Here is a 21,976-nt window from a genome sequence, read left to right on the forward strand (position 1 = left end):
CATATTAGCCGACTTTTTCACTTCGTCAACACCTTTTTGAAGAGGTTTTGACGCCCTTGCCGCGTTGCCGTGAAGGCGTTGCGTCAGGGGAGGGAAAGTATGGCCCCAAAACGGGCGCTTGGGAAGAGGGTGTGAAAACTTTTTTCACTCTCCCGTCGCGGGGGCCCTGTCAGCCCCACCTGCCTTACCGCGCACGCTATTCGGTGGGCGCTGCTTCGCGTGCGCGGCCACTCCCTATATATGGAGCGTGGGCAGCGACGCACCACCGTCGCCCGATTGCCTGCGCGGCAACCGGGCGGACGATCTCATGCCGCGATGAGCTGCACCCGGGCGAACGTCCGCTTGCCGACCTGCAGGACGCCCTCGAAGCCAGGCGCGAAACTCTGTTGCGGATCTTCCACCACCTCGCCAGCCACGCGCACCGCCCGCTCCTTGAGCTTGCGGCTTGCCTCGGAGTTGCTGGCGGTCAGCCCCGCAGCGGTCAGCAGCGCGGCGATCCGTAGGCCTTCCGCCGGCACGGCGACCTGCTGCAGCGGCAAGGCGCTGGTGTCGCCCTGCCCGGTCACCACGGCGTGCCAGCCGACGATGGCCTGTTCGGCAGCAGCGGCATCGTGAAAACGGGTGGTGAGTTCGCGCGCCAGGCGCAGCTTCACCTCGCGCGGATGCAGGCTGCCGGCCTGCACTTGCTGACGCAGCGCCTGTGCTTCGTTCACGCCGATCTCGAAGGACAGCAGTTCGATCCAGCGCCACATCAGCTCGTCGCCGATCTTCATGGTCTTGGTGACGATGTCGATCGCCGGCTCGCTGATGCCGATGTAGTTGCCCAGCGACTTGGACATCTTGTTGACCCCGTCCAGGCCTTCGAGCAGCGGCATCGTCAGCACGATCTGCGCCGGCTGCCCGTAGTGCTCCTGCAGGCCGCGGCCCATCAGCAGGTTGAACTTCTGGTCTGTGCCGCCCAGTTCGACGTCGGCCTTCAGCGCCACCGAGTCGTAGCCCTGCACCAGCGGGTACAGGAACTCGTGGATGGCGATGGACTGCTGCGCCGCGTAGCGCTTGGCGAAGTCGTCGCGCTCGAGCATGCGCGCCACGGTGTGCTGGCCGGCCAGGCGGATCATGTCGGCCGCGCTCATCTGCCCGAACCATTCGGAGTTGAAGCGGACCTCGGTGCGCTCCCGGTCCAGCACCTTGAACACCTGCTCCTCGTAGGTGCGGGCGTTGGCCAGCACGTCCTCGCGGGTCAGCGGCTTGCGGGTGACGTTCTTGCCGGTGGGGTCGCCGATCATCCCGGTGAAGTCGCCGATCAGGAAGATCACCTGGTGTCCCAGGTCCTGGAACTGGCGCATCTTGTTCAACAGCACGGTGTGACCGATGTGCAGGTCCGGCGCGGTGGGATCGAAGCCGGCCTTGATCCGCAGCGGGCGGCCGCTGCGCAGGCGGGCCTCCAGTTCTTCACGCTTGAGGATTTCGTCGGCACCGCGGCCGATCAGGACAAGGGACTCTTCGATCGTGGACAAAACAGGAACTCCGGCGAGTGGCTTCAACAAACGTGAATGGCGTTAAGAGCGAGTTAACCGTGCAGCCAGGTGAAAATTCGAGCCGGCTCAATGGTTTGACGCGCTGTGGAACGATGTTTATGGTAGCCGAGTTTTGAGCTCGCGCTTCGGGCTCGTGAGGAAGCCTTGATGCCCAACAGTGATCAGGAACGCGCGCGCCGGCAGCGGTTCCAGCAACGCCTTCACGTTCTCCACGACACTGCGCTGCATCGCAAGTTGAAGGAACATCTTCCCGCCGGCCGCTGGACGCGCCGCCACTGGATCCACGCCAGCCTGTTCGCCACCATCGGTGCGATGGTCGCCACGATCGTCCCGGGCTTTTCCAACGCCATCGACGTGCCGCTGCAGACCACGCAGGCGACGCTGGCGCTGCCGTTGCCGCCGATCTCGCTTGCCCAGCAACAGCAGGCCGCGATCACCGACAACTGGCAGGTGGTGCGGATCGAGTCCGGGCAGACCCTGGGCTCGGTGTTCGAGAAGCTCGGCCTCCCCGCCACGGTGATGCAGCGGGTGCTGGACCATCCGGGCACGCACGACGCGCTGACCAAGCTGCGTCCAGGCGCCGAGATCGGCTTCGACCTGGCGACGACGGGCGACCTGCGCGCCCTGCGCTTCGACCGCGATGCCACCCACCGGGTGGAACTGTCGCTGCTGGACGACGACATCAAGGAAAAGGTGATCGAGCGCGAGACCAGCACGCGCACCGTGGTCACCAGCGGCGAGATCACCAGCTCGCTGTACGTGGCCGCACGCAAGGCCGGGCTGTCGCCGTCGGCGATCGCCACGATGACCGACGAGATCTTCAAGTACGACATCGACTTCGACAAGGACCTGCAGCCGGGCGACCGCTTCAGTGTGGTCATGGACGAGACCTGGCGCGAAGGCGAGCGCATCGACACCAGCAAGATCCTGGCGGCGACCTTCACCACCCGCGGCAAGACCTACAGCGGCTTCCGCTTCGAGCGCGGCGGCAAGCCGGCCGAGTACTTCGACGTGACCGGGCGGCCGCTGAAGAAGAGCTTCATCCGCATGCCGGTGTCCTACAGCCGCATCAGCTCCACCTTCGGCGCGCGCAAGCACCCGGTGCTGGGCACCATGCGCATGCACAAGGGCATCGACTACGCGGCGCCGACCGGCACCCCGATCATGGCCGCCGGCGATGCACGGGTGCAGTTCGTCGGCACCCAGCGCGGCTACGGCAACGTGGTGATCCTGGATCACGGCAAGGGCTACAGCACGCTGTACGGGCACATGTCGCGCTTCGGCGGGATCAAGGCCGGCCAGCGCATCAACCAGGGCACGGTGATCGGCTACGTCGGCATGACCGGCATGGCCACCGGTCCGCACCTGCACTACGAATTCCGCGTGGACGGGGTGCAGCGCAATCCGGCCTCGGTGACGATGCCGCCGCCGACCCCGCTGGCCGGCGCCGAACTGGCCGCGTTCCGTGCGCAGACCTCGCCGGCGCTGGCACGCATCCAGCGCGTGGAGAAGCTGATCTACGCCGATGCCGGCGAGCCAGGGGCGAAGAAGAAGAAGGTCGTCGCCTCGTCCAAGGCCGCCACGTCGCACGACGCCGGCTGAGCACCGGCAGCCGGTTCCGCCGCGCCGCGCATTGACGGGCGGCGGCGCCTGGCCCACGCTGCGGCGCCGACCGCCGCCTGGTGTCTTGCATGCCCTCGCCTTCCGCCGTTCCCGACGAAGCCCTGTTCCTGGGCCTGATGTCCGGCACCAGCGCCGACGGCATCGATGCCGCGCTGGTGCGCTTCGGTCACGACGGCAACCCGCATCTGCAGTTGGGCCGCACCTATGCCTGGGCACCGCAGCAGCGCGCGGCGCTGATCGCGCTAGGCGAAGGCGGCGACATCGCCTCGCTGGACGCGCTGGGCCAGCTCGATGCCGAGGTCGCGATCGCCTTCGCCGAGGCGGCGTTGCGCCTGCTCGACGACGCCGGGGTGACGCCGGCCGCGGTCCGCGCGATCGGGTCGCACGGGCAGACCGTGCGCCATCGCCCGCTGGCCGACCCCGCTTTCACCTGGCAGCTCGGCGACGGCAACCGCATCGCCGAACTGACCGGCATCGCCACGGTCTGCGACTTCCGCCGCCGCGACGTCGCCGCTGGCGGCCATGGCGCGCCGCTGATGCCGGCCTTCCACGCGGCGATGCTGGGGGCCGCGCACGAAGACCGGGCCGTGCTCAACCTCGGCGGCATCGGCAACCTGACCTTGCTGCCGGCGCACGGCGCGGTGCGCGGGTTCGACACCGGCCCGGCCAACGCACTGCTCGATGCCTGGTGCCAGCGCCATCGCGGCCAGCCCTACGATGCCGGCGGCGCGTTCGCCGCCAGCGGCGCGGTCGACGCCGACCTGCTGCAGCGCCTGCTGGCCGATCCCTGGTTCGCACTGCCGCCGCCCAAGAGCACCGGGCGCGAGCAGTTCCACCTGCGCTGGCTGGAGGCCTGCCTGGACACCCCGGCGCCTGCGCCGGCCGCGGTGCAGGCGACGCTTCTGGAACTGACCGCGGCCACCGTCGCCGATGCGCTGCTGGCACAGCAACCGGCGACCCGACAGTTGCTGGTGTGCGGCGGCGGCGTGCACAACCCGCTGCTGCTGGCGCGGCTGCAGGCGCGGCTGCCGGGGGTGCAGGTGCAGTCGACCCAGGCACAGGGCCTGGACCCGGACTACATCGAAGCGATGGGCTTCGCCTGGCTGGCGCGGCAGACCCTGGCCGGACTGCCAGGCAACCTGCCGTCGGTCAGCGGCGCGCGTGGGCCACGCATCCTCGGCGCGATCCACCCCGCCTGAGCGACGACGCTAACTAGAAGGTCAAAAGCCGCTGCCGGCCGGCAGCGCGCGCAACGCCGCGATCGCCTCCGACAGCGCATCCACCTCGCGGTGCTCGAACCCGCTGCGCACGTCGTGCTCGCTGGAGAACAGGCCCTGCTCGATCAGCGCCAGCACCGCCTGGCGCTGGGTCCAGCCGCGCGCGACGGCGATGCGGCGGATGCGTTCGAGCAGGAACGGGTCGATATCGCGCAACACAAGGTCGCTCATGCGGACTCCCGGGCGGCGGCGCACGCGTGCGCCGTTGCCCATCATCCCCGTCCGGGGACGGCCTTTCAATCGCTGGACGGCAATGGCTGTGAGGCAATTGCGGATACGTGCCTCGTATACACGAGCTGCTGTGGCCGAGAAACCCAGCGATCAGGGTGTTTTCTGCACGCCCTCCTCTTCCCTCATTCGTGGCTCACGCCAGATGAGCCAGATGATCATCGGTAACGCAAGGATGCCAATCGCAGCGGTATAGACAAAGAACGGAGGATAGCCCCAGGCGTCCACGATCTTGCCCCATTGACTGGCGATCGACTTGGCGGGAAGGCTCCACAGGGTTCCGAACAGAGCGTATTGCGTCGCCGTGTAGTTCGGACTGGTCAGCGATGACATGTAAGCGATGAAGGCGGTCCCGGCGATACCGTTGGCCACGTTGTCGGCGCTGATCGCAGTCGCCAGCCAGGCGATCCCGGGGTGGATGCTGGCGATATGCGCGTAGATCAGGTTGGCGCCACTAAGCAGGACCAATCCGATCAGCAACGTCCGCGCTATGCCGTAACGACGGACCAGGACGCCTGCCAGAAAAGCGCCGACGATCGTCATGAGGATCCCATAGACTTTGGAGACCAATGCGATCTGTTCCAGCGTAAACCCCATGTCCAGATAGAACGTATTGGCCGCAACGCCCATCGTGGTGTAGTTGAGTCGGTAGGTGATCACCAGGGAAAGGGACAAGATGCCCACCTTCCAGCCCATCCGCGCGAAGAAATCGACGAACGGGCAGATCACGGCACCGATGCACCAAGCAACCGTCGCTCTGATCCACGCCGGCCAACGCTGCGCGCGCGTGCGGAACGCCTCCACCATGGGTTCGACCGGACGTATTGGACCGCTGGTGCCCGTCATGGGTTCGGCAATGCAGAGCGTCGTGACAAGACCGACCAATCCGAAGACCGCCATGATCAGGTAGGACGCCTTCCAGCCCAGTTCTGCCGCCAAGGTCAGGGCACCGGCGCCGGTACAGATCAGCGCCAACTGGTAGCCAGCCTGATAGGCGGCGACCATCGCGCCTTGCGTATCGGCCTGAGCCGCCTCGATTCGATAGGCGTCCACGACAATGTCCTGGGTTGCCGCGGCGAAAGCTGTGCAGACGGCAAGCAATGCCACCGCGCGCGCGTCCAGCGCGGGATTGGCCAGCGCGAGTGCGACCAGGCCGGCAACGACGCCGATCTGTGCAACCAGCATCCAGCTACGCCGCCGACCAAGTCGCGAGAGAACCGGGATCGGCAGACGGTCCACGATCGGCGACCAGAAGTACTTCAACGAGTACGCCAGCCCGACCAGACTGAAGTAGCCGATGGTGGTCCGGTCGATGCCGGCCTGGCGCAGACGCGCCGACAGCGTGGTCAGCACCAATGCGAACGGCAGCCCCGAGGAAAATCCCAGAAACAGCATCGCCCGCACCCGCGGGTTGGCGTATACGTCCAGCGACCGCCACCAAGCGCCCAGTGCGCCGATCACGTGCGGTAGTCCACCGTGAACGGCGCGTGGTCGGAGAAGCGCTGCGCGGTATAGATCGAACAGCCCTGCAGGCGCTCGCGCAGGGTCGGGGTGACGAACTGGTAGTCGATGCGCCAACCCACGTCGTTGGCGCGCGCCGCGCCGCGGTTGCTCCACCAGGTGTAGTCCTGGCCATCCGGATGCAGCGCGCGGTAGGCGTCGACCCAGCCGCGGCCGCTGGCCGCATCGGCCTCTTCGGCGCGGTCGGCGCACAGGCCGTTGAGCCAGTCGCGCTCGGCCGGCAGGCAGCCGGAATTCTTCTGGTTCGACTTCCAGTTCTTGATGTCCAGTGCCGAGCGCACGATGTTCCAGTCGCCGCACAGCACGTAGTCGCGGCCGCTGTGCAGCCACTCCACCAGGATCGGCCGCAGCCAGTCCATGACCTGGAACTTGTAGCCCTGGCGCAGTTCGCCGGAGGACCCGGAAGGAATGTAGAAGGACACCACGCTCAGGTTGCCGAAGCGCGCCTCGATGTAGCGGCCCTCCTCGTCGAACTCGGGCCAGCCCAGCGCGGTCCGCACCTCGTCCGGCTCGCGCTTGCTGTAGATGGCCACGCCGCTGTAGCCCTTCTTGGTACTGGCGTCGCGGAACCAGACCCGGTAGCCGTCCGGCAGGAACGCCGGCCCGGCCAGCTGATGCTCCTGCGCCTTGGTCTCCTGCACGCACAGCACATCCGCCTGCTGGGTGGCGAACCACTCGAAAAAGCCCTTGGTGGCGGCCGACCGCAGGCCGTTGGCGTTGAAGCTGATGATGCGCATGGAAGAGCCGGGAATGGGGAAAGGGGAATAGGGAATGGTGAAAAGCATAGCGGTTGTTCCGTCTTCGCGGTCCTGCTGGGGTACGCTTTATCGATTCCCTATTCCCGTTTCCCCATTCCCGGCCCCCCAATGACCGACTACCGGCACCGTTTCCTGCAACTGGCCCTGGACGTGGAGGCGCTGCGCTTCGGCGAGTTCACGCTGAAGTCCGGGCGTCTCAGTCCGTATTTCTTCAACGCCGGCCGCTTCGACTCCGGCGCCAGCATGGCGCGGCTGGCGGCGTGCTACGCCGATGCGGCCGACGCCGCCGGGCTCGACTTCGACCTGTTGTTCGGCCCGGCCTACAAGGGCATTCCGCTGGCGACGGCGGTGGCCTGCGAGTACGCGCGGCGCGGGCGCGATTTGCCGCTGGCGTTCAACCGCAAGGAAGCCAAGGCGCACGGCGAAGGCGGCAGCCTGATCGGCGCGCCGCTGGCCGGCCGCCGGGTGCTGATCGTGGACGATGTGATCACCGCCGGCACCGCGATCCGCGAAGCGCTGGGCATCATCCGCGCCGCCGGCGGCGAACCGGCCGCGATCCTGGTCGCGCTGGACCGCCAGGAGATCGCCGCCGAGGACGACCGCCGTTCGGCGGCGCAGGCAGTGGCCGCCGAGGCCGGCGTTCCTGTGGTCTCGGTCGCGCATCTGGGCGACCTGCTTGCATTCATCGACGGAAACGCAGACCTTGTCGGCTTCCGCGAACCGCTGCTGGCCTACCGGGCCCGCTACGGCTGCGCTTCGTCTGGCTGACAGCAGGGGGCTGCCACGATGCCGATCCGACCACGCACTCGCGTCCTGCCGGCGCTGTTGGCGCTGCTCGCCTTGCCGGCCGCCGCGCAACAGGCGTCGGCGCCGTCCAAGAAGCTGTACTGCTGGAACCAGGGCGGCCAACGTACCTGCAGCGATGCGTTGCCGCCGGAAGCGGTGAACCAGGCGCGCGACGAGTTCAACGCCACCAGCGGCATGCGCAGCGCCGAGGTGGGGCGTGCGCTGAACGCCGAGGAACGCGCCGCGGCCGCCGCCGACGCCGCGCAGCAGCGCGCCGACCAGGCCGCGCTGGAGACGCGCAAGCGCACCGACCAGGCGATGCTGCTGTCGTACCAGACCGAGGACGAACTGCGCCGGGTGTTCGCCGAGCGCATCGGCATCGTCGACAACAACATCCAGACCGCGCGCTACAACGTGGAGAGCCTGCGCCAGGGCCTGATCGGCCTGCTGTCCGGCGCCGGCGCGCGCGAGCTGGCCGGGCAGAGCGTGCCGGCCAAGACCGCCGACGACGTGCAGCAGCGGCACCGCGCCCTGCTGTGGCAGTTGCGCATGCAGAAGAACTTCGAACAGCAGCGGCTCGGCCTGGATCAGGAAATCGAGGACGTGCTGCAGCGCTATCGCGCGGCCCGGGGCAACGACCCGGCACAGTCCGCGACCACCGCCGGCGGCTGAGCCGTCGCACACGCCGGCGCCCGGACCAGGCCGGGCGCGCGACGCCGCCTCAGAAGGTCGGCGCCAGGCCCGGCAGCATGGCCTGCAACTGGGCGCGGAACAGCGCCTTGATCCGCTCCAGCGCCGCCGCGTTGTCGGCTTCGAAGCGCAGCACCAGCACCGGCGTGGTGTTGGAGGCGCGCACCAGGCCCCAGCCATCCGCGAAGTCGGCGCGCAGCCCGTCGATGGTCAGCAGCCGCGCGCCGGCGAACGGCGAGCCCTCCTGCTGCGCCTGGGCGACCAGCTCGGCGACCAGCGCATGCGCGTCCTGCCCGTCCACCGGCAGCTTGATCTCCGGCGTGGCCACGCTGTCGGGCAGTTCGGCCAGCACTTCCGACGGCGATTCCTCGCGCTGGGCCAGGATCTCCAGCAACCGCGCCGCCGCGTACAGGCCGTCGTCGAAGCCGTACCAGCGCTCCTTGAAGAAGAAGTGGCCGCTCATCTCGCCGGCCAGTTCGGCATCGGTCTCGCGCATCTTCGCCTTGATCAGCGAATGCCCGGTCTTCCACACCAGCGGGCTGCCGCCGTTGCGCAGCACGTAGTCGGACAACTTGCCGGTGCACTTGACGTCGTAGATCACCAGCGCGCCGGGATTGCGTTGCAGCACGTCGGCAGCGAACAGCATCAGCAGGCGGTCCGGGTAGATCACCGTGCCTTCCTTGGTGACCACGCCGAGGCGGTCGGCGTCGCCGTCGAAGGCCACGCCCAGGTCGGCATCGAAGCGCCGCACCGTCTGCACCAGATCCTCGAGGTTGTGCGGCTCGCTGGGATCGGGATGGTGGTTGGGGAAGGTGCCGTCGACGTCGCAGTACAGCGGCACGACCTCGGCACCGATCGCTTCCAGCAGGCGCGGCACCAGTTCGCCACCGACGCCGTTGCCGGCATCGGCCACCACCTTGAGCGGGCGGTCCAGCTGCACGTCGTCGGCGATGCGCTGGATGTAGTCGTCGCCGACATCGCGTTGCTGCAGCCGGCCCGGCTCCTCGGCCGTGGGCAGGCGGCCGGCGCTGATCCGCGTGTACAGGTCGGCGATGGCGGCGCCGGACAGGGTCTCGCCGCCGACCACGATCTTGAAGCCGTTGTAGTCGGCGGGGTTGTGGCTGCCGGTCACCGCCACGCAGCTGCCGGCGCGCAGGTGGTAGGCGGCGAAGTAGACCACCGGGGTCGGCGCCAGGCCGATGTCGGTGACATGGCAGCCGGCGCGGCGCAGGCCCTCGATCAGCGCGGCCGACAGCTCCGGCCCGGACAGGCGGCCATCGCGGCCGACCACCACCTCGTTGAGCCCCTGCTCCTGCATCACCGCGCCGATCGCCTGGCCGATCAGCGCCGCGACCTGCGGGCTGAGGTCGCGGCCGACCACGCCGCGGATGTCGTAGGCGCGGAAGATCTCCGGCGCCACCGTGAACGCCGGCACCGGCTTGGCCGGCGCGGTGTCCTCGGCGGTGGACGAAGGCGGCGGGGGCGGCTCCTGGCGTTGCAGGCTCTGCTGCAGGGTATGTTCTTCGGCCACCGCCGGGCCGGCGCGGCGCACCCGCGGCTGCGGCAGGCGCCCGCGCGCGGCCAGCAACAACAGCGCGCCCAGCACCAGGCACAGGCCGGCGACCAGCAGGCAGGGCAGTGCGCCCAGCCCCAGCGGACCGGCTTCGGTATCCGGCAGCGAGGCGACCATGCGCAGGCCGCTGTCGCCGACCGGGCGCGACATCGCGTCGGCGCGATCGTGCAGCGCATTGTCGCCGGCGGCGATCACGTCGTAGCCGCCCTGGCGCAGGGCCAGATAGCCGGTGCCCGGCACCGATGCCTGCGCGACCGGGTCGGTCAGCAGCGCCAGTGGCAGGCGCAGGTACACCACCCCGGCGTTGCCGCCCAGCGAGACCGGCGCGGCCAGGCCCAGCCGCGGGCCGCCGCCGTCGCGGATCACCGCGCTGGCGAGCTTGCCGGTCATCAGGGCCTTCTCCAGCAGCGCCAGGCGGCCGTAGCCGAAGTGCGCCGCATCGGTGTAGCCCGGCTCCAGGTCGGCCGGCAGCACCTGCGCGTCCTCGGCCTGCGCCCAGTCGGCACGCAGCGCCTGGGCGGCGGCCGCGGCGTCGCCGCGGCGCAGGGCCGCCTGCACGGCCGGCTGCTGCAGGCGTTCGGACAGACGTTTGCCCACGCCCGCCAGCGCCTGCTGGGTCTGCGTCACCGCGGCATCGCGCGCCTGCTCCAGGGCGGCGGCGGCCTGCTCGGCGCGCCATTGCTCGACCCCGCTCCAGCCGAACCAGACCACCAACAGCACCAGCAGCACCGTCAGCAGAGGCGCCACCTTGCGCAAACCCTGCGGCACCGGCCGCGCTTGTGTTGCCTCGCTCATGCAGACGATCCCCTGTCAGCGCACTCCGGTATGGCCGAATCCACCCGTTCCCCTGGCGCTGTCGGCGAAAGTATCCACCACCTGCAGGGCGACACGCACGACCGGCATCACCACCAGCTGCGCAATGCGGTCGCCGGGGGCGATGGTGAAGTCCTCGCGGCCGCGATTCCAGACGCTGATCAGCAGCGGCCCCTGGTAATCGGCGTCGATCAGGCCGGTGCCGTTGCCGAGCACGATGCCGTGGCGGTGGCCCAGGCCCGAGCGCGGCAGCACCACCGCGCACAGCTGCGGATCGGCGATGTAGATGGACAGGCCGCTGGGGATCAGCGCGGTGTCGCCCGGCGCCAGGGTCAGCGGCGCCTCGGTGGCCGCGCGCAGGTCGAGCCCGGCGCTGGCTTCGGTGGCGTAGTCGGGCAGCGGCCAGCTGTCGCCGAAGCGCGGATCCAGCAGCTTCACCTGCAGCGGATAGGGCGTGGGAGTGCTCATGCGTGCAGCCTCTGCGCGATCAGGTCCAGCAGTTGTTCGGCCAGCTGGGTCTTGGAGACCGCCGGGAAGTCGCGTTCGCCATCCTGCCAATAGGCGGTGGCCGCGTTCTGGTCGCTCTCGAAGCCGTTGCCGGCCACCCCCACCCGGTTGGCCACGATCAGGTCCAGGTGCTTGTCGGCGAGTTTGCCACGGGCATAGCGCTCGATGTCGTGGGTCTCGGCGGCGAAGCCGACCACCAGCTTCAGCGCCTGGGTCTGCGCGGCGACCTCGGCCAGGATGTCCGGAGTGCGGGTCAGTTCGAGGGTGAGCGTCTCGCCGCTCTTCTTGATCTTCTGCGCCGCCACCTGTTTTGGCGTGTAATCGGCGACCGCCGCGGTGCCGATGTAGATGTCCGCCGGCAGCGCGCCGAGCACCGCCTCGCGCATCTGCGCGGCCGAGCGCACATCGATGCGCTGCACGCCGTCGGGCGTAGACAAATGCACCGGGCCGCTGACCAGCACCACCTCGGCGCCTTGCCGGACCGCGGCCGCGGCCAGCGCATAGCCCATCTTGCCGCTGCTGCGGTTGCCCAGGTAGCGCACCGGATCCAGGTCTTCGTAGGTGGGGCCGGCACTGATCACCACGCGCAGGCCGCGCAGGGCGGCAGTGCCGGTGCCAGCGCCGGAACGCGCCGGGACGGCGGCCGCGGCCGGCTTGGCCGACGCGGCGCTCTGGTCGGTGCGCCCAACGAGCGCGGCGACGATTTGCTCCGGTTCGGCCAGGCGACCGGGGCCGGACTCGCCTTCGGCCAGCGGGCCATCGTTCGGGCCGACCACCTGTGCGCCGCGCGCGCGCAGGGTGGCGATGTTGGCCTGGGTGGCCGGATGCAGCCACATGCGGTGGTTCATCGCCGGGCACACGGTGAGCGATGCGGTGCTGGCCAGGCACAGCGTGCCCACCAGGTCGTCGGCCAGCCCGTGCGCCAGGCGTGCCAGCAGGTCGGCAGTGGCCGGGGCCACCACCACCTGCTCGGCCCAGCGGGCCAGTTCCAGGTGACCCATCGCCTGCTCGGCGCCGCTGTCCCACAGCGTGGTGCGGGTGAGATGGCCGGACAGCGCCTGGAAGCTCAGCGGGGTGACGAACTGCTGCGCGCCGGCGGTCATCGCCACCTGCACCTCGGCGCCGGCGTCGCGCAGGCGCCGCACCAGTTCCAGCGCCTTGTAGGCGGCGATTCCCCCGCCGACGCACAACAGCACACGTCGCCCCGGCAGGGGCCTCTCGAAAATCGCGGTCACGTCGGGAATGTCCTACCCATACAAGGACGATTAGCTTACCCGATGGTTTTTGGCGGCCTGATACCGTTGCGCCATGTCGGCCGGCACCCTGGCGATATGCACATCTCCGACTGGCCCTGCGAAGAACGTCCCCGGGAAAAGCTGCTGGCACGCGGTCCCCGGGCCCTTTCCGACGCCGAACTGCTGGCGATCTTTCTCGGCTCCGGCCTGCCCGGCAGCGACGCGGTGCGCACCTCGCGCGACCTGCTGCAGCGGCACGGGCCGTTGCGCACGCTGCTGGACCGGTCGCCCGGCGACCTGGTACGCCTGCCCGGGCTGGGCCCGGCGCGCGCCTGCCAGCTGTCGGCGGCGCTGGAACTGGGCCAGCGCCACCTGGCCGCGGAACTGCAGCGCGGCGACACCCTCAGCAATCCGATCACCGCCGGCCGCTACTTCGCGCAGCGCCTGCGGGCGCGGCCGTACGAGGTGTTCGCCGCGCTGTTCCTGGACACCCGGCACCGCTGGCTGGCGTTCGAGGAGCTGTTCCAGGGCACGCTGGACGGCGCCGAGGTGCATCCACGCGAGGTGGTGCGGCGTGCGCTCACGCTCAACGCCGCCGCGGTGATCATCGGCCACAACCACCCGTCCGGAAACCCGGAACCCTCGCCCGCCGACCGCGCCGTCACCGAGCGGCTGAAACAGGCGCTGGACCTGATCGACGTGCGCCTGCTCGACCACTTCATCGTCGGCGACGGCGTGCCTGTCTCGATGGCATCGCGCGGCTGGGCCTGAACCGAAGCGGCGGCTGGGCGTGCCATGTCGCCGGACGCCGATCCCGGCAAGGCCGGCTCCAGGCCACGCGGGCGGTCAGCCGGCCCAGGCCCCAGGCGCATGCTGGTCGCGGCGTCGCGGCTGAGGTCGGGCTGAACCCGGGACGGGCCGGGAGGCGGCGGGTCGGGTAAAATCGCCGGTTCCGCGCTTCAAGCAGAGATCTCGTGAAATCCCAACTCCGCGCCCTGATCGGTCAAGGCATCGAAGCCTTGCGCGCCAATGGCACCCTGCCGGCCGACACCCTGCCGCCGGACTTCGTGGTCGAGCGGCCCAAGACCCGCGAGCACGGCGACTTCGCCACCAACGCGGCGATGCTGCTTGCCAAGGCCGCGCGCACCAATCCGCGCGCCCTCGCCCAGCAGCTGGTGGACGCGCTGCCGGCCAACGACGACGTCAGCAAGGTCGAGATCGCCGGCCCTGGCTTCATCAATTTCCATCTCGGTCCCGGCGCCTACCAGCGCGAGGTGCTGGCGGTGCTCAAGCAGGGCGAGGACTACGGCCGCAGCCTGGTCGGCAACGGCCGCACCGTGGGCGTGGAGTACGTCTCGGCCAACCCGACCGGGCCGCTGCATGTCGGCCACGGCCGCGCTGCGGCCATCGGCGACTGCCTGGCGCGCCTGCTCGAGGCCAACGGCTGGAATGCCAAGCGCGAGTTCTACTACAACGACGGCGGCAACCAGATCGAGAACCTGGCGCGCTCGGTGCAGGCGCGCGCTTTGGGCAAGACGCCCGACAGCCCCGACTGGCCGGAAGAAGGCTACCGCGGCGACTACATCCAGGACGTGGCCGACGCCTACATGGCCGGCGCCGCGGTCGACCTGGAAGGCCATGTGGTCACCGGCGCCAAGGATCCGCAGGACCTCGATGCGATCCGCCGCTTCGCCGTGGCCTATCTGCGCAACGAGCAGAACCACGACCTGGCCGCGTTCGGCGTGGATTTCGACATCTACTTCCTGGAAAGCTCGCTGTACCGCGACGGCAAGGTCGAGGAGGCGGTGCAGAAGCTGATCACCTCCGGCCATACCTACGAAGAGGGCGGCGCGCTGTGGCTGAAATCCACCGATTTCGGCGACGACAAGGACCGCGTGATGCGCAAGTCCGACGGCAGCTACACCTACTTCGTGCCGGACGTGGCCTACCACCTGAGCAAGTGGCAGCGCGGCTACGTGCGCGCCATCACCGAACTGGGCGCCGACCACCACGGCTCGCTGGCGCGCGTGCGTGCCGGCCTGCAGGCGATGGACCTGGGCATCCCCAAGGGTTGGCCGGAGTATGTGCTGCACCAGATGGTCACGGTGATGCGCGGCGGCGAGGAAGTGAAGCTGTCCAAGCGCGCCGGCAGCTACCTGACCCTGCGCGACCTGATCGAGGAAGCCGGCCGCGATGCCACGCGCTGGTTCCTGATCGCGCGCAAGCCCGATTCCCAGCTCACCTTCGACATCGACCTGGCGCGCCAGCAGAGCAACGACAACCCGGTGTTCTACGTGCAGTACGCGCATGCCCGGGTGTGCAGCCTGCTGCGCCAGGCGCAGGAGAAGAAGCTGGACTACGACCAGGCCGATGGCCAGGCGCAACTGAACCGGCTCAGCGACGCGACCTCGCTGGAACTGATGCAGGAACTCTCGCGCTACCCGGAAGTGGTGGAGAATGCGGGGCATGCGCTGGAGCCGCATCTGATCGCGCAATACCTGCGCGAACTGGCGACGGCCTTCCACACCTGGTACCACGGCACCCCGGTGCTGGTGGACGACGCCGGCGAACGCAACGCCAAGCTGACCCTGGCGGTGGCGGCGCAGCAGGTGCTGGCGAACGGTCTGAATCTCCTGGGCGTCTCGGCCCCGGAAAAAATGTGAGTGGAGAAGCGGTAAATGGCAGCACGACGCGGTAAGACCCAGGCCCGGCGCAACAGCGGCAACGGCACGCCCGGGTGGGTGTGGCTGATCGCCGGCGCGGCGATCGCCGCGGTGGTGTTCCTCGGCGCGCCAGGGCTGTTCAAGAAGGACGGCGACTTCCTGCGCGTGGGCGGCCCGCGCGCCAATCCGGATGCGCAACCGGCGCCGGTGGCCGATGCCGACGTCGATGCGGCCCCGGACCTGCCCAAGCCCGCCGCCAACGCGGCCGGCAGCACCAAGCCGGAAGCGAAGAAGGACGCGCAGACCCAGTACGACTTCTACACCCTGCTGCCCGGCAAGGAAGTGCAGATGTCCGACGCCGAACTGGCCGCCAGCGCGCGCGCCGAGGCCATTCGCCAGGCCAAGGCGCAGGCCGCTGCAGGCACGGCCGCCACCGGCACCACTCCGGCCGCGGTCGCCACCGCACCGACCGCGACGGCGGCCAACCCGACCCCGCTGCCGGAGACGCCGAGCGCGGCCGCCAGCGCCCCCGCCGCCGCCAAACCGGCGGCCACCACGGCAACGCCGGCCGCGACCACCGCACCGGCGACTGCCGCGGCGGCGGCCGCGCCCGACAACGCCCGCTACATCCTGCAGGCCGGCTCGTTCGGCGCCTCCGGCGACGCCGAGTCGACCAAGGCCAAGCTGGCGATGCTGGGCCTGTCGGCGCGCGTGGAATCGGCGCAGATCAGCGGCAAGACCGTCTACCGCGTGCGCATGGGGCCCTACGGCACCGCCAGCGAACTGGCCGAGGCCAAGCAGAAGTTGAATGGCAGCGGGCTGTCGGCGATCGCGATCAAGGCTCAGTAGAGCCGGGATTGGGGAATCGGGATTGGGGAATGGGTGAAGCGGCCTTCTTGCCGTTTCACCTGTACGTGCGCGGATGCGATGTCGCTGCTGACATTGGGCCGCGCTGGCCCCGATATGACGTTGCAGTTCCACGACGGCGTGCTGCCGGCGACTAAGTAAAAGACTTAGTCGCCAGGGAATTTGAAATGGGGACGCGAGCACGTCCCGTTCCGCGCGACGAGGCTTGAAGACGCTTCGGATCCGCGCGCTGTCGCGCCGCGCTGGCCCGTCTCAATCATCGAAGCCGACTTCCCCCGCGGGCACACGCGCTGTCGACGCGCGCGACCGGGTTTTGCTTTTACCATTCCCGATTCCCCACTCCCCATTCCCGGCCCTCAAATGACTCAGACCGCCCTGATCACCGGCGCCACCTCCGGTTTCGGCGCTGCCGCCGTGCGCCGCTTCGTCGATGCCGGCTGGCGCGTGATCGCCACCGGCCGCCGCGCCGAGCGCCTGCAGCCGCTGCTGGACGCCTTCGGCGCCGAGCGCGTGCACATCGCCGCCTTCGACATCCGCGACACCGACGCGCTGGACGCGATGCTGGCGGCGCTGCCCGAGGCGTTCCGCGGCATCGACCTGCTGGTCAACAACGCTGGCCTGGCCCAGGGCACCGCGCCGGCGCAGGCCGCGCAACTGGACGACTGGCGCACGATGATCGACACCAACGTCACCGCGCTGGTGACGCTGACCCATCGCCTGCTGCCGACGCTGATCCAGCGCCGCGGCGCGATCATCAACATCAGCTCGGTCGCCGCGCTGTATCCCTACCCCGGCGGCAACACCTACGGCGGCACCAAGGCCTTCGTCAGCCAGTTCTCGCTGGGCCTGCGCTCGGATCTGCATGGCACCGGCGTGCGCGTCACCGCGATCGAACCCGGCATGGCCGAGACCGAGTTCACCCTGGTCCGCACCCATGGCGACCAGAAGGCCTCGGACACGCTCTACCAGGGTGCGCAGCCGATGACCGCCGAGGACATCGCCGAACAGATCTTCTGGGTGGCGACGCTGCCGCCGCATCTGAACATCAATCGATTGGAAATCATGCCGGTGACGCAGTCCTTCGCCGGCTTCCAGGTCGCGCGGCAACCGGCCTGAACGGCCGCGGGGCCGCTCCGCGCGGCCCCGCCACCTCCCGTCTCTCGCGCGCCCATGCGGCGAAGGCCCTCTGCCGCACGGTCGGGACGGACGCTTGTCGCGCCGGCCTGCTGGCGATTCCAACAACTCCTTAACGAAATGATATAACATCACCTGATCGGGGCCGCGTTCGTACGTCGGACCGCGCACCACCCGCTCGCCCGCAGCCCAGCCGCTGCCGCCAGTCTCCACTCCCCTTGTCCGCAGCCATCATGAAGACCTACACCCATGCCCTCGCCGTGCTGGCCGGGCTCGCGGCCGGCGACGGCGCCGCGCAGACGACACCCGACACCACCACCACGCTCGGCACCGTGGAAGCGCGGCGCCACAGCGCCGCCTCGCTGTCCACGCGCAACATCCTCAGCTCGGTCGACGTGCTCGGCAGCGAGCAGATCGCCGACAAGCAGGTCATGAACAGCTGGGAGTTGCTGGGGCAGATGCCCGGCATGCAGCTCACCGAAACCCGGCAGGGTGCCGAGTCCGGCAAGGTCACCTTCCGCGCTTTCAACGGCGAGGGCTACATCAACGGCATCAAGGTGCTGATCGACGGCGTGCCGAGCAACGTCAACAGCGGCAACCAACGCTTCATCGACATGATCTTCCCGCTGGAGATCGCCTACATCGAGGTGGTGCGCGGCACCAACGATCCGCGCTACGGCCTGCACAACATCGGCGGCAACTTCAACATCGCCACCCGCCAGGGCGGCGACTACCAGGACCTGCGGCTGAGCTACGGCAGTTTCGCCACCCGCGAACTGCAGTACGCCGTCGGCCATGAGGCCGATGGCCTGGCGCAGAACTATTTCGTCGGCGCGCAGGCCGCGCATGGCTATCGCCAGCACGACAGCTCGCGCAAGTACACGCTCGGCGGCAAATGGTTCTACGGCGAAGACGACGATGCCGCACGCATCGGCCTGATCGCACGCGCCTACCACCACGAGGCCGACGAATCGGGCTTCCTCACCGCCACCGAGTTGGCCGAGGACCGTGACCAGTCGCCGCCGAAGAACGCCAACGACGGCGACGACCGCGACATGCGCCAGGCCAGCGTGCACGCCGACTTCAAGCTCGGCGACGGCTTGCAATTGCGCAACACGCTGTACCTCAACCGTTACCAGGACGACCGCCGGATCACCTTCACCCGCTACCCGCTGGGCAACGCGCCACGGCAGCGTCGGCAATGGGACGAAACCCAGACCGGGTTGCTCAGCACCGTCACCTGGCAGGCCAGCGATCTGCTGAGCGTGGAAGGCGGCTTCAACGCCGAGCACCAGGACAACCGTTACCGGCGCTCGCGCTACGCCTACAGCGTGCCGACCGATTTCGACCGTGCGCCGGCACGCGTGCAGAACGACGACCGCTACAGCCTGGATAACCTCGGCCTGTACCTGCAGGCGGTGATCCAACCGAGCGATGCGCTGAAGATCGTCCCCGCATTCCGCGTCGACCGCTTCTCCGGCGAGACCGCGCTGCCCGGCGGCGTGCATGCGCCGCTGCAGCGCTACGGCTGGATCGAACAGCCCAAGCTCAGCGTGATCTACGCGCTGAACCCGCAGCTGAGCGTGTACGCCAACTGGGGCCGCACCTTCCAGATCCTCACCGGCTCGACCGCCCCGGCCTACCTGACGCCCGGGCAGAGCACGTTCCGGCCCTCGATCAATACCGGCAAGGAGCTGGGCCTGAAACTGCAGCCGGTCGCCGGCACCGAGGCGCGCGTGGCGGTCTGGCGCCAGGATGCCACCGACGAAGTGGCCAACATGCCCAGCACCGGCACCACGGTCGGGCTCGGCCAGACCCGCCGGCAGGGCGTGGACCTGCAACTGAGCACGCAACTGGGCGAGCGCTGGACGCTGTGGCTGTCGCACGCGATCCAGGAAGCCAAGGTGGTCAGCGCCTTTACCGCGAGCGGCGAGTCGCTGCGCGGACGCGAGGTGTTCTCCACCCCGCGCTACATCAGCAACGCCGGCGTCGACTACCGGCCCAACGCACGCTGGAAGCTGGGGCTGCAGGCGCGCGCGCAAGGCGACTACTACATCGACGAACGCAACACCCAGGGCAAGTACGGCGGCTTCCGCGTGGTCGATGCCAGCGTGCGCTACCAGCTCAGCCCGCGCACCAGCCTTGACCTGCAGGTCAAGAATCTCACCGACGCCCGCTACGCCTACGTCTGGTACGACAACTTCTTCTGGGGCGGCAACGACCAGCCGATGTTCTCGCCGGCGCCCGGACGCGCGGCCTATCTCGGCTTCGAACTGCGCCTGTAGCCATCGCCGACGTCGGCGCGGTCCGCTGCGGCCGCGCCTCTGCCTCCCCCGGCGCCGTCCGGGGCACGCCGATGCCACGGCGCGGTTGCCTGCGTGGCGCAGACAACCGCGCGATTTTCCCCGCGAAATCGCATAACATCGTCTTCACGGAGCGAGGTACGCCCAGCGTACCGAACAAGCAAGCCCCGCAACCTCGCCGTTGCCGCCAGCCCTCCGCTGTCCCCACTTGCTTGCAGACCCCATGAAGATCGACTCCCTTGCCCTGGCCGTGCTGGCCGGGCTTGCCGCCGGCCATGCCGCCGCGCAGACCCTCACCTCCGAGACCACCACCACCCTCGGCACCGTGGAGGCGCGGCGCGAGACCGCCGCCTCGCTGTCCACCCGCAACATCCTCAGTTCGGTCGACGTGCTCGGCAGCGAGCAGATCGGCGACAAGCAGGTCATGAACGGCTGGGAGCTGTTGGGCATGATGCCCGGCGTGCAGCTCACCGAGATCCGCCAGGGCGCCGAATCCGGCAAGGCCACCTTCCGCGCCTTCAACGGCGAGGGCTACCTCAACGGCATCAAGATCCTGATCGATGGCGTGCCCAGCGACGCCAACAGTGGCAACCAGCGCTTCACCGACATGATCTTCCCGCTGGAGATCGCCTACATCGAAGTCGTGCGCGGCACCAACGACCCGCGCTACGGCCTGCACAACATCGGCGGCAACCTCAACATCGCCACCCGCCAGGGCGGCGACTACCAGGACCTGCGGCTGAGCTACGGCAGCTTCGCCACGCGCGCACTGCAGTACGCCGTCGGCCATGAGGCCGGCGGCCTGGCACAGAACTATTTCGTCGGCGCGCAGGCCACGCAGGGCGAGCGCGCGCACGACAGCGCGCGCAAGTACACACTCGGCGGCAAGTGGTTCTACGGCGAGGACGACGACACCGCGCGCATCGGCCTGATCGCCCGCGCCTACCATCTGAAGGCCGATGCGCCCGGCTTCCTCACCGCCGCGCAATGGGACGACGACCGCGACCAGTCGCCGCCACAGAATGCCAACGACGGCGGCGAGCGCACCCTGCGCCAGGCCAGCGTGCATGCCGACTTCAAGCTCGGCGACGGTGTGCAGCTGCGCAACACGCTGTACGTCAACCGCTACGACGAGGAACGCCGCGTCACCTTCACCCCCTACCCGATCGGCAACGCACCGCGGCAACGCCGGCAATGGGACGAAACCCAGACCGGCCTGCTCAGCACCGTCACCTGGCAGGCCAGCGACCTGCTGAGCGTGGAAGGCGGCCTCAACGCCGAGCACCAGAACAACCGCTATCGCCGCTACCGCTATGCCTACGCGGTGCCGACCGATTTCTGGAGCGCGCCGGCGCGCGTGCAGAACGACGACCGTTACACGCTCGACAACCTCGGCCTGTACCTGCAGGCGGTATTGCAGCCGACCGACGCGCTGAAGATCGTGCCGGCGTTCCGCGTCGACCGCTTTTCCGGCGACACCACGCTGCCCGGCGGCGTGCACGCGCCGCTGCAGCGCTACGGCTGGATCGACCAGCCCAAGCTCAGCGTGATCTACGCGCTGAGCCCGCAGCTGAGCGTCTATGCCAACTGGGGCCGCACCTTCCAGATCCTCACCGGTTCCACCGCCCCGGCCTACCTGACGCCGGGCCAGCCGGGCGTGCGGCCGTCGATCAACACCGGCAAGGAACTGGGCCTGAAACTGCAGCCAGCCGCCGGTACCGAGGCGCGCGTGGCGGTCTGGCGCCAGGACGCCACCGACGAGGTGGCCAACAACGTCAGCTCCGGCACCACCGTGGGCCTGGGCCAGACCCGGCGCCAGGGCGTGGACCTGCAACTGAGCACGCAACTGGGCGAGCACTGGACGCTGTGGCTGTCGCAGGCGCTGCAGGAGGCCAAGGTGGTCAGCGCCTACAACGCCTCGGGCGAATCGCTGCGCGGCCGCGAGGTGTTCTCGGTGCCGCGCTACATCAGCAACGCCGGCGTCGACTACCGGCCCGATGCGCGCTGGACCTTGGGCGTGCAGGCGCGCGCGCAAGGCGACTACTACATCGACGAGCGCAATGCGCAGGGCAAGTACGGCGGCTTCCGCGTGGTCGATGCCAGCGTGCGCTACCAGCTCAGCCCGCGCACCAGCCTCGACCTGCAGGTCAAGAATCTCACCGACGCCCGCTACGCCTACGTCTGGTACGACAACTTCTTCTGGGGCGGCAACAATCAGGCGATGTTCTCGCCAGCGCCCGGGCGTTCGGCCTATCTCGGGTTCGAACTGCGGCTGTAGGGCACCTCGCATCACCTGCATCCGCCACAGCGTGCTGCATAGGAGCGGCTTCAACCGCGACGGGCTTCACGGGAACGCCCCTGTCGCGGCTGAAGCCGCTCCTTGTATCTGGACATGCCCCCGGCGAGATGAGAGGTGCCTGTCACGGTGTTGCATGGCCAAGGACGACCGTAAGTCGCCGG

Annotated in this window: 17 protein-coding genes; 10 read left to right on the forward strand and 7 right to left on the reverse strand. The window is 69.1% G+C overall.

Going from position 1 to position 21,976, the window contains the following annotated elements; all coding sequences use genetic code 11:
* Nucleotides 1-305: 305 nt before the first annotated feature.
* Nucleotides 306-1,517 carry a tyrosine--tRNA ligase gene (gene tyrS / locus CEK68_RS05500; protein ID WP_152238789.1) on the reverse strand — a complete coding sequence of 404 codons (1,212 nt, stop codon included), beginning with the start codon at nt 1,515-1,517 and terminating at the stop codon, nt 306-308.
* 168 nt (nt 1,518-1,685) lie between these two features.
* Here tyrS and CEK68_RS05505 point away from each other — a divergent pair, with 168 nt between their 5' ends.
* Entirely contained in the window at nt 1,686-3,140 is a 1,455-nt protein-coding gene (locus tag CEK68_RS05505) for a peptidoglycan DD-metalloendopeptidase family protein (protein ID WP_026144123.1), read from the forward strand.
* 89 nt (nt 3,141-3,229) lie between these two features.
* A complete protein-coding gene (locus tag CEK68_RS05510) occupies nt 3,230-4,360 on the forward strand; it encodes an anhydro-N-acetylmuramic acid kinase (protein ID WP_152238790.1) in 1,131 nt (376 codons plus the stop codon).
* A 21-nt stretch (nt 4,361-4,381) separates the two neighbouring features.
* Here CEK68_RS05510 and CEK68_RS05515 read toward each other — a convergent pair whose 3' ends face one another.
* The 3 genes from CEK68_RS05515 to CEK68_RS05525 all read right to left on the reverse strand — a co-directional run bounded on the left by CEK68_RS05515 (nt 4,382) and on the right by CEK68_RS05525 (nt 6,924).
* On the reverse strand, nt 4,382-4,609 hold the full coding sequence (locus CEK68_RS05515) for a hypothetical protein (RefSeq protein ID WP_026143529.1): 228 nt from the start codon (nt 4,607-4,609) through the stop codon (nt 4,382-4,384).
* Nucleotides 4,610-4,759: 150 nt separating this feature from the next.
* Nucleotides 4,760-6,127 carry an MFS transporter gene (locus CEK68_RS05520; RefSeq protein ID WP_152238791.1) on the reverse strand — a complete coding sequence of 456 codons (1,368 nt, stop codon included), beginning with the start codon at nt 6,125-6,127 and terminating at the stop codon, nt 4,760-4,762.
* Nucleotides 6,124-6,924 (reverse strand): exodeoxyribonuclease III, encoded by an 801-nt coding sequence (locus tag CEK68_RS05525; RefSeq protein ID WP_017912369.1) that lies wholly within the window; start codon nt 6,922-6,924, stop codon nt 6,124-6,126. Before CEK68_RS05525 ends, CEK68_RS05520 begins: the two co-directional genes overlap by 4 nt.
* Nucleotides 6,925-7,053: 129 nt before the next feature.
* Between CEK68_RS05525 and pyrE the strand changes: the two genes are divergently transcribed.
* Entirely contained in the window at nt 7,054-7,713 is a 660-nt protein-coding gene (gene pyrE, locus CEK68_RS05530) for an orotate phosphoribosyltransferase (protein WP_017907592.1), read from the forward strand.
* 18 nt (nt 7,714-7,731) lie between these two features.
* Nucleotides 7,732-8,403, forward strand: a complete 672-nt coding sequence (locus CEK68_RS05535) for a hypothetical protein (RefSeq protein ID WP_152238792.1) — start codon at nt 7,732-7,734, stop codon at nt 8,401-8,403.
* 49 nt (nt 8,404-8,452) lie between these two features.
* Here the strand turns inward: CEK68_RS05535 and CEK68_RS05540 are convergent, their stop codons facing one another.
* The 3 genes from CEK68_RS05540 to coaBC are packed head-to-tail and all read right to left on the reverse strand — an operon-like array spanning nt 8,453 to nt 12,549.
* A complete protein-coding gene (locus CEK68_RS05540; RefSeq protein WP_152238793.1) occupies nt 8,453-10,789 on the reverse strand; it encodes a phosphomannomutase/phosphoglucomutase in 2,337 nt (778 codons plus the stop codon).
* Nucleotides 10,790-10,804: 15 nt separating this feature from the next.
* Nucleotides 10,805-11,275, reverse strand: a complete 471-nt coding sequence (dut, locus tag CEK68_RS05545) for a dUTP diphosphatase (RefSeq protein ID WP_017907877.1) — start codon at nt 11,273-11,275, stop codon at nt 10,805-10,807.
* Nucleotides 11,272-12,549: a bifunctional phosphopantothenoylcysteine decarboxylase/phosphopantothenate--cysteine ligase CoaBC gene (gene coaBC, locus CEK68_RS05550; RefSeq protein ID WP_193314116.1), complete on the reverse strand. Its 1,278-nt coding sequence runs from the start codon at nt 12,547-12,549 to the stop codon at nt 11,272-11,274. The genes dut and coaBC overlap by 4 nt, the downstream gene beginning before the upstream one ends.
* A 96-nt stretch (nt 12,550-12,645) precedes the next feature.
* On the opposite strand from coaBC, the gene radC reads away from it, so the two are divergent.
* The 6 genes from radC to CEK68_RS05580 all read left to right on the forward strand — a co-directional run bounded on the left by radC (nt 12,646) and on the right by CEK68_RS05580 (nt 21,794).
* On the forward strand, nt 12,646-13,320 hold the full coding sequence (radC, locus tag CEK68_RS05555; protein ID WP_017907879.1) for a DNA repair protein RadC: 675 nt from the start codon (nt 12,646-12,648) through the stop codon (nt 13,318-13,320).
* 203 nt (nt 13,321-13,523) lie between these two features.
* The gene (gene argS / locus CEK68_RS05560) at nt 13,524-15,212 is read left to right on the forward strand and encodes an arginine--tRNA ligase (protein ID WP_017907880.1); all 1,689 of its coding nucleotides are present in this window, start codon (nt 13,524-13,526) and stop codon (nt 15,210-15,212) included.
* A gap of 15 nt (nt 15,213-15,227) precedes the next feature.
* Entirely contained in the window at nt 15,228-16,061 is an 834-nt protein-coding gene (locus CEK68_RS05565; RefSeq protein ID WP_152181185.1) for an SPOR domain-containing protein, read from the forward strand.
* 378 nt (nt 16,062-16,439) lie between these two features.
* Complete coding sequence (locus tag CEK68_RS05570; RefSeq protein WP_010341843.1) at nt 16,440-17,195, forward strand: SDR family NAD(P)-dependent oxidoreductase; 756 nt, start codon at nt 16,440-16,442, stop codon at nt 17,193-17,195.
* 251 nt (nt 17,196-17,446) lie between these two features.
* Nucleotides 17,447-19,498, forward strand: coding sequence for a TonB-dependent receptor (locus tag CEK68_RS05575; RefSeq protein WP_152238794.1), 2,052 nt, complete (start codon nt 17,447-17,449; stop codon nt 19,496-19,498).
* Nucleotides 19,499-19,739: 241 nt separating this feature from the next.
* Nucleotides 19,740-21,794: a TonB-dependent receptor gene (locus CEK68_RS05580; protein WP_152238795.1), complete on the forward strand. Its 2,055-nt coding sequence runs from the start codon at nt 19,740-19,742 to the stop codon at nt 21,792-21,794.
* Nucleotides 21,795-21,976: the final 182 nt, after the last annotated feature.

The organism is Xanthomonas sp. LMG 12461 (assembly GCF_009192935.1).
In the GTDB taxonomy this organism is placed as follows: Bacteria; Pseudomonadota; Gammaproteobacteria; order Xanthomonadales; family Xanthomonadaceae; genus Xanthomonas_A; species Xanthomonas_A sontii.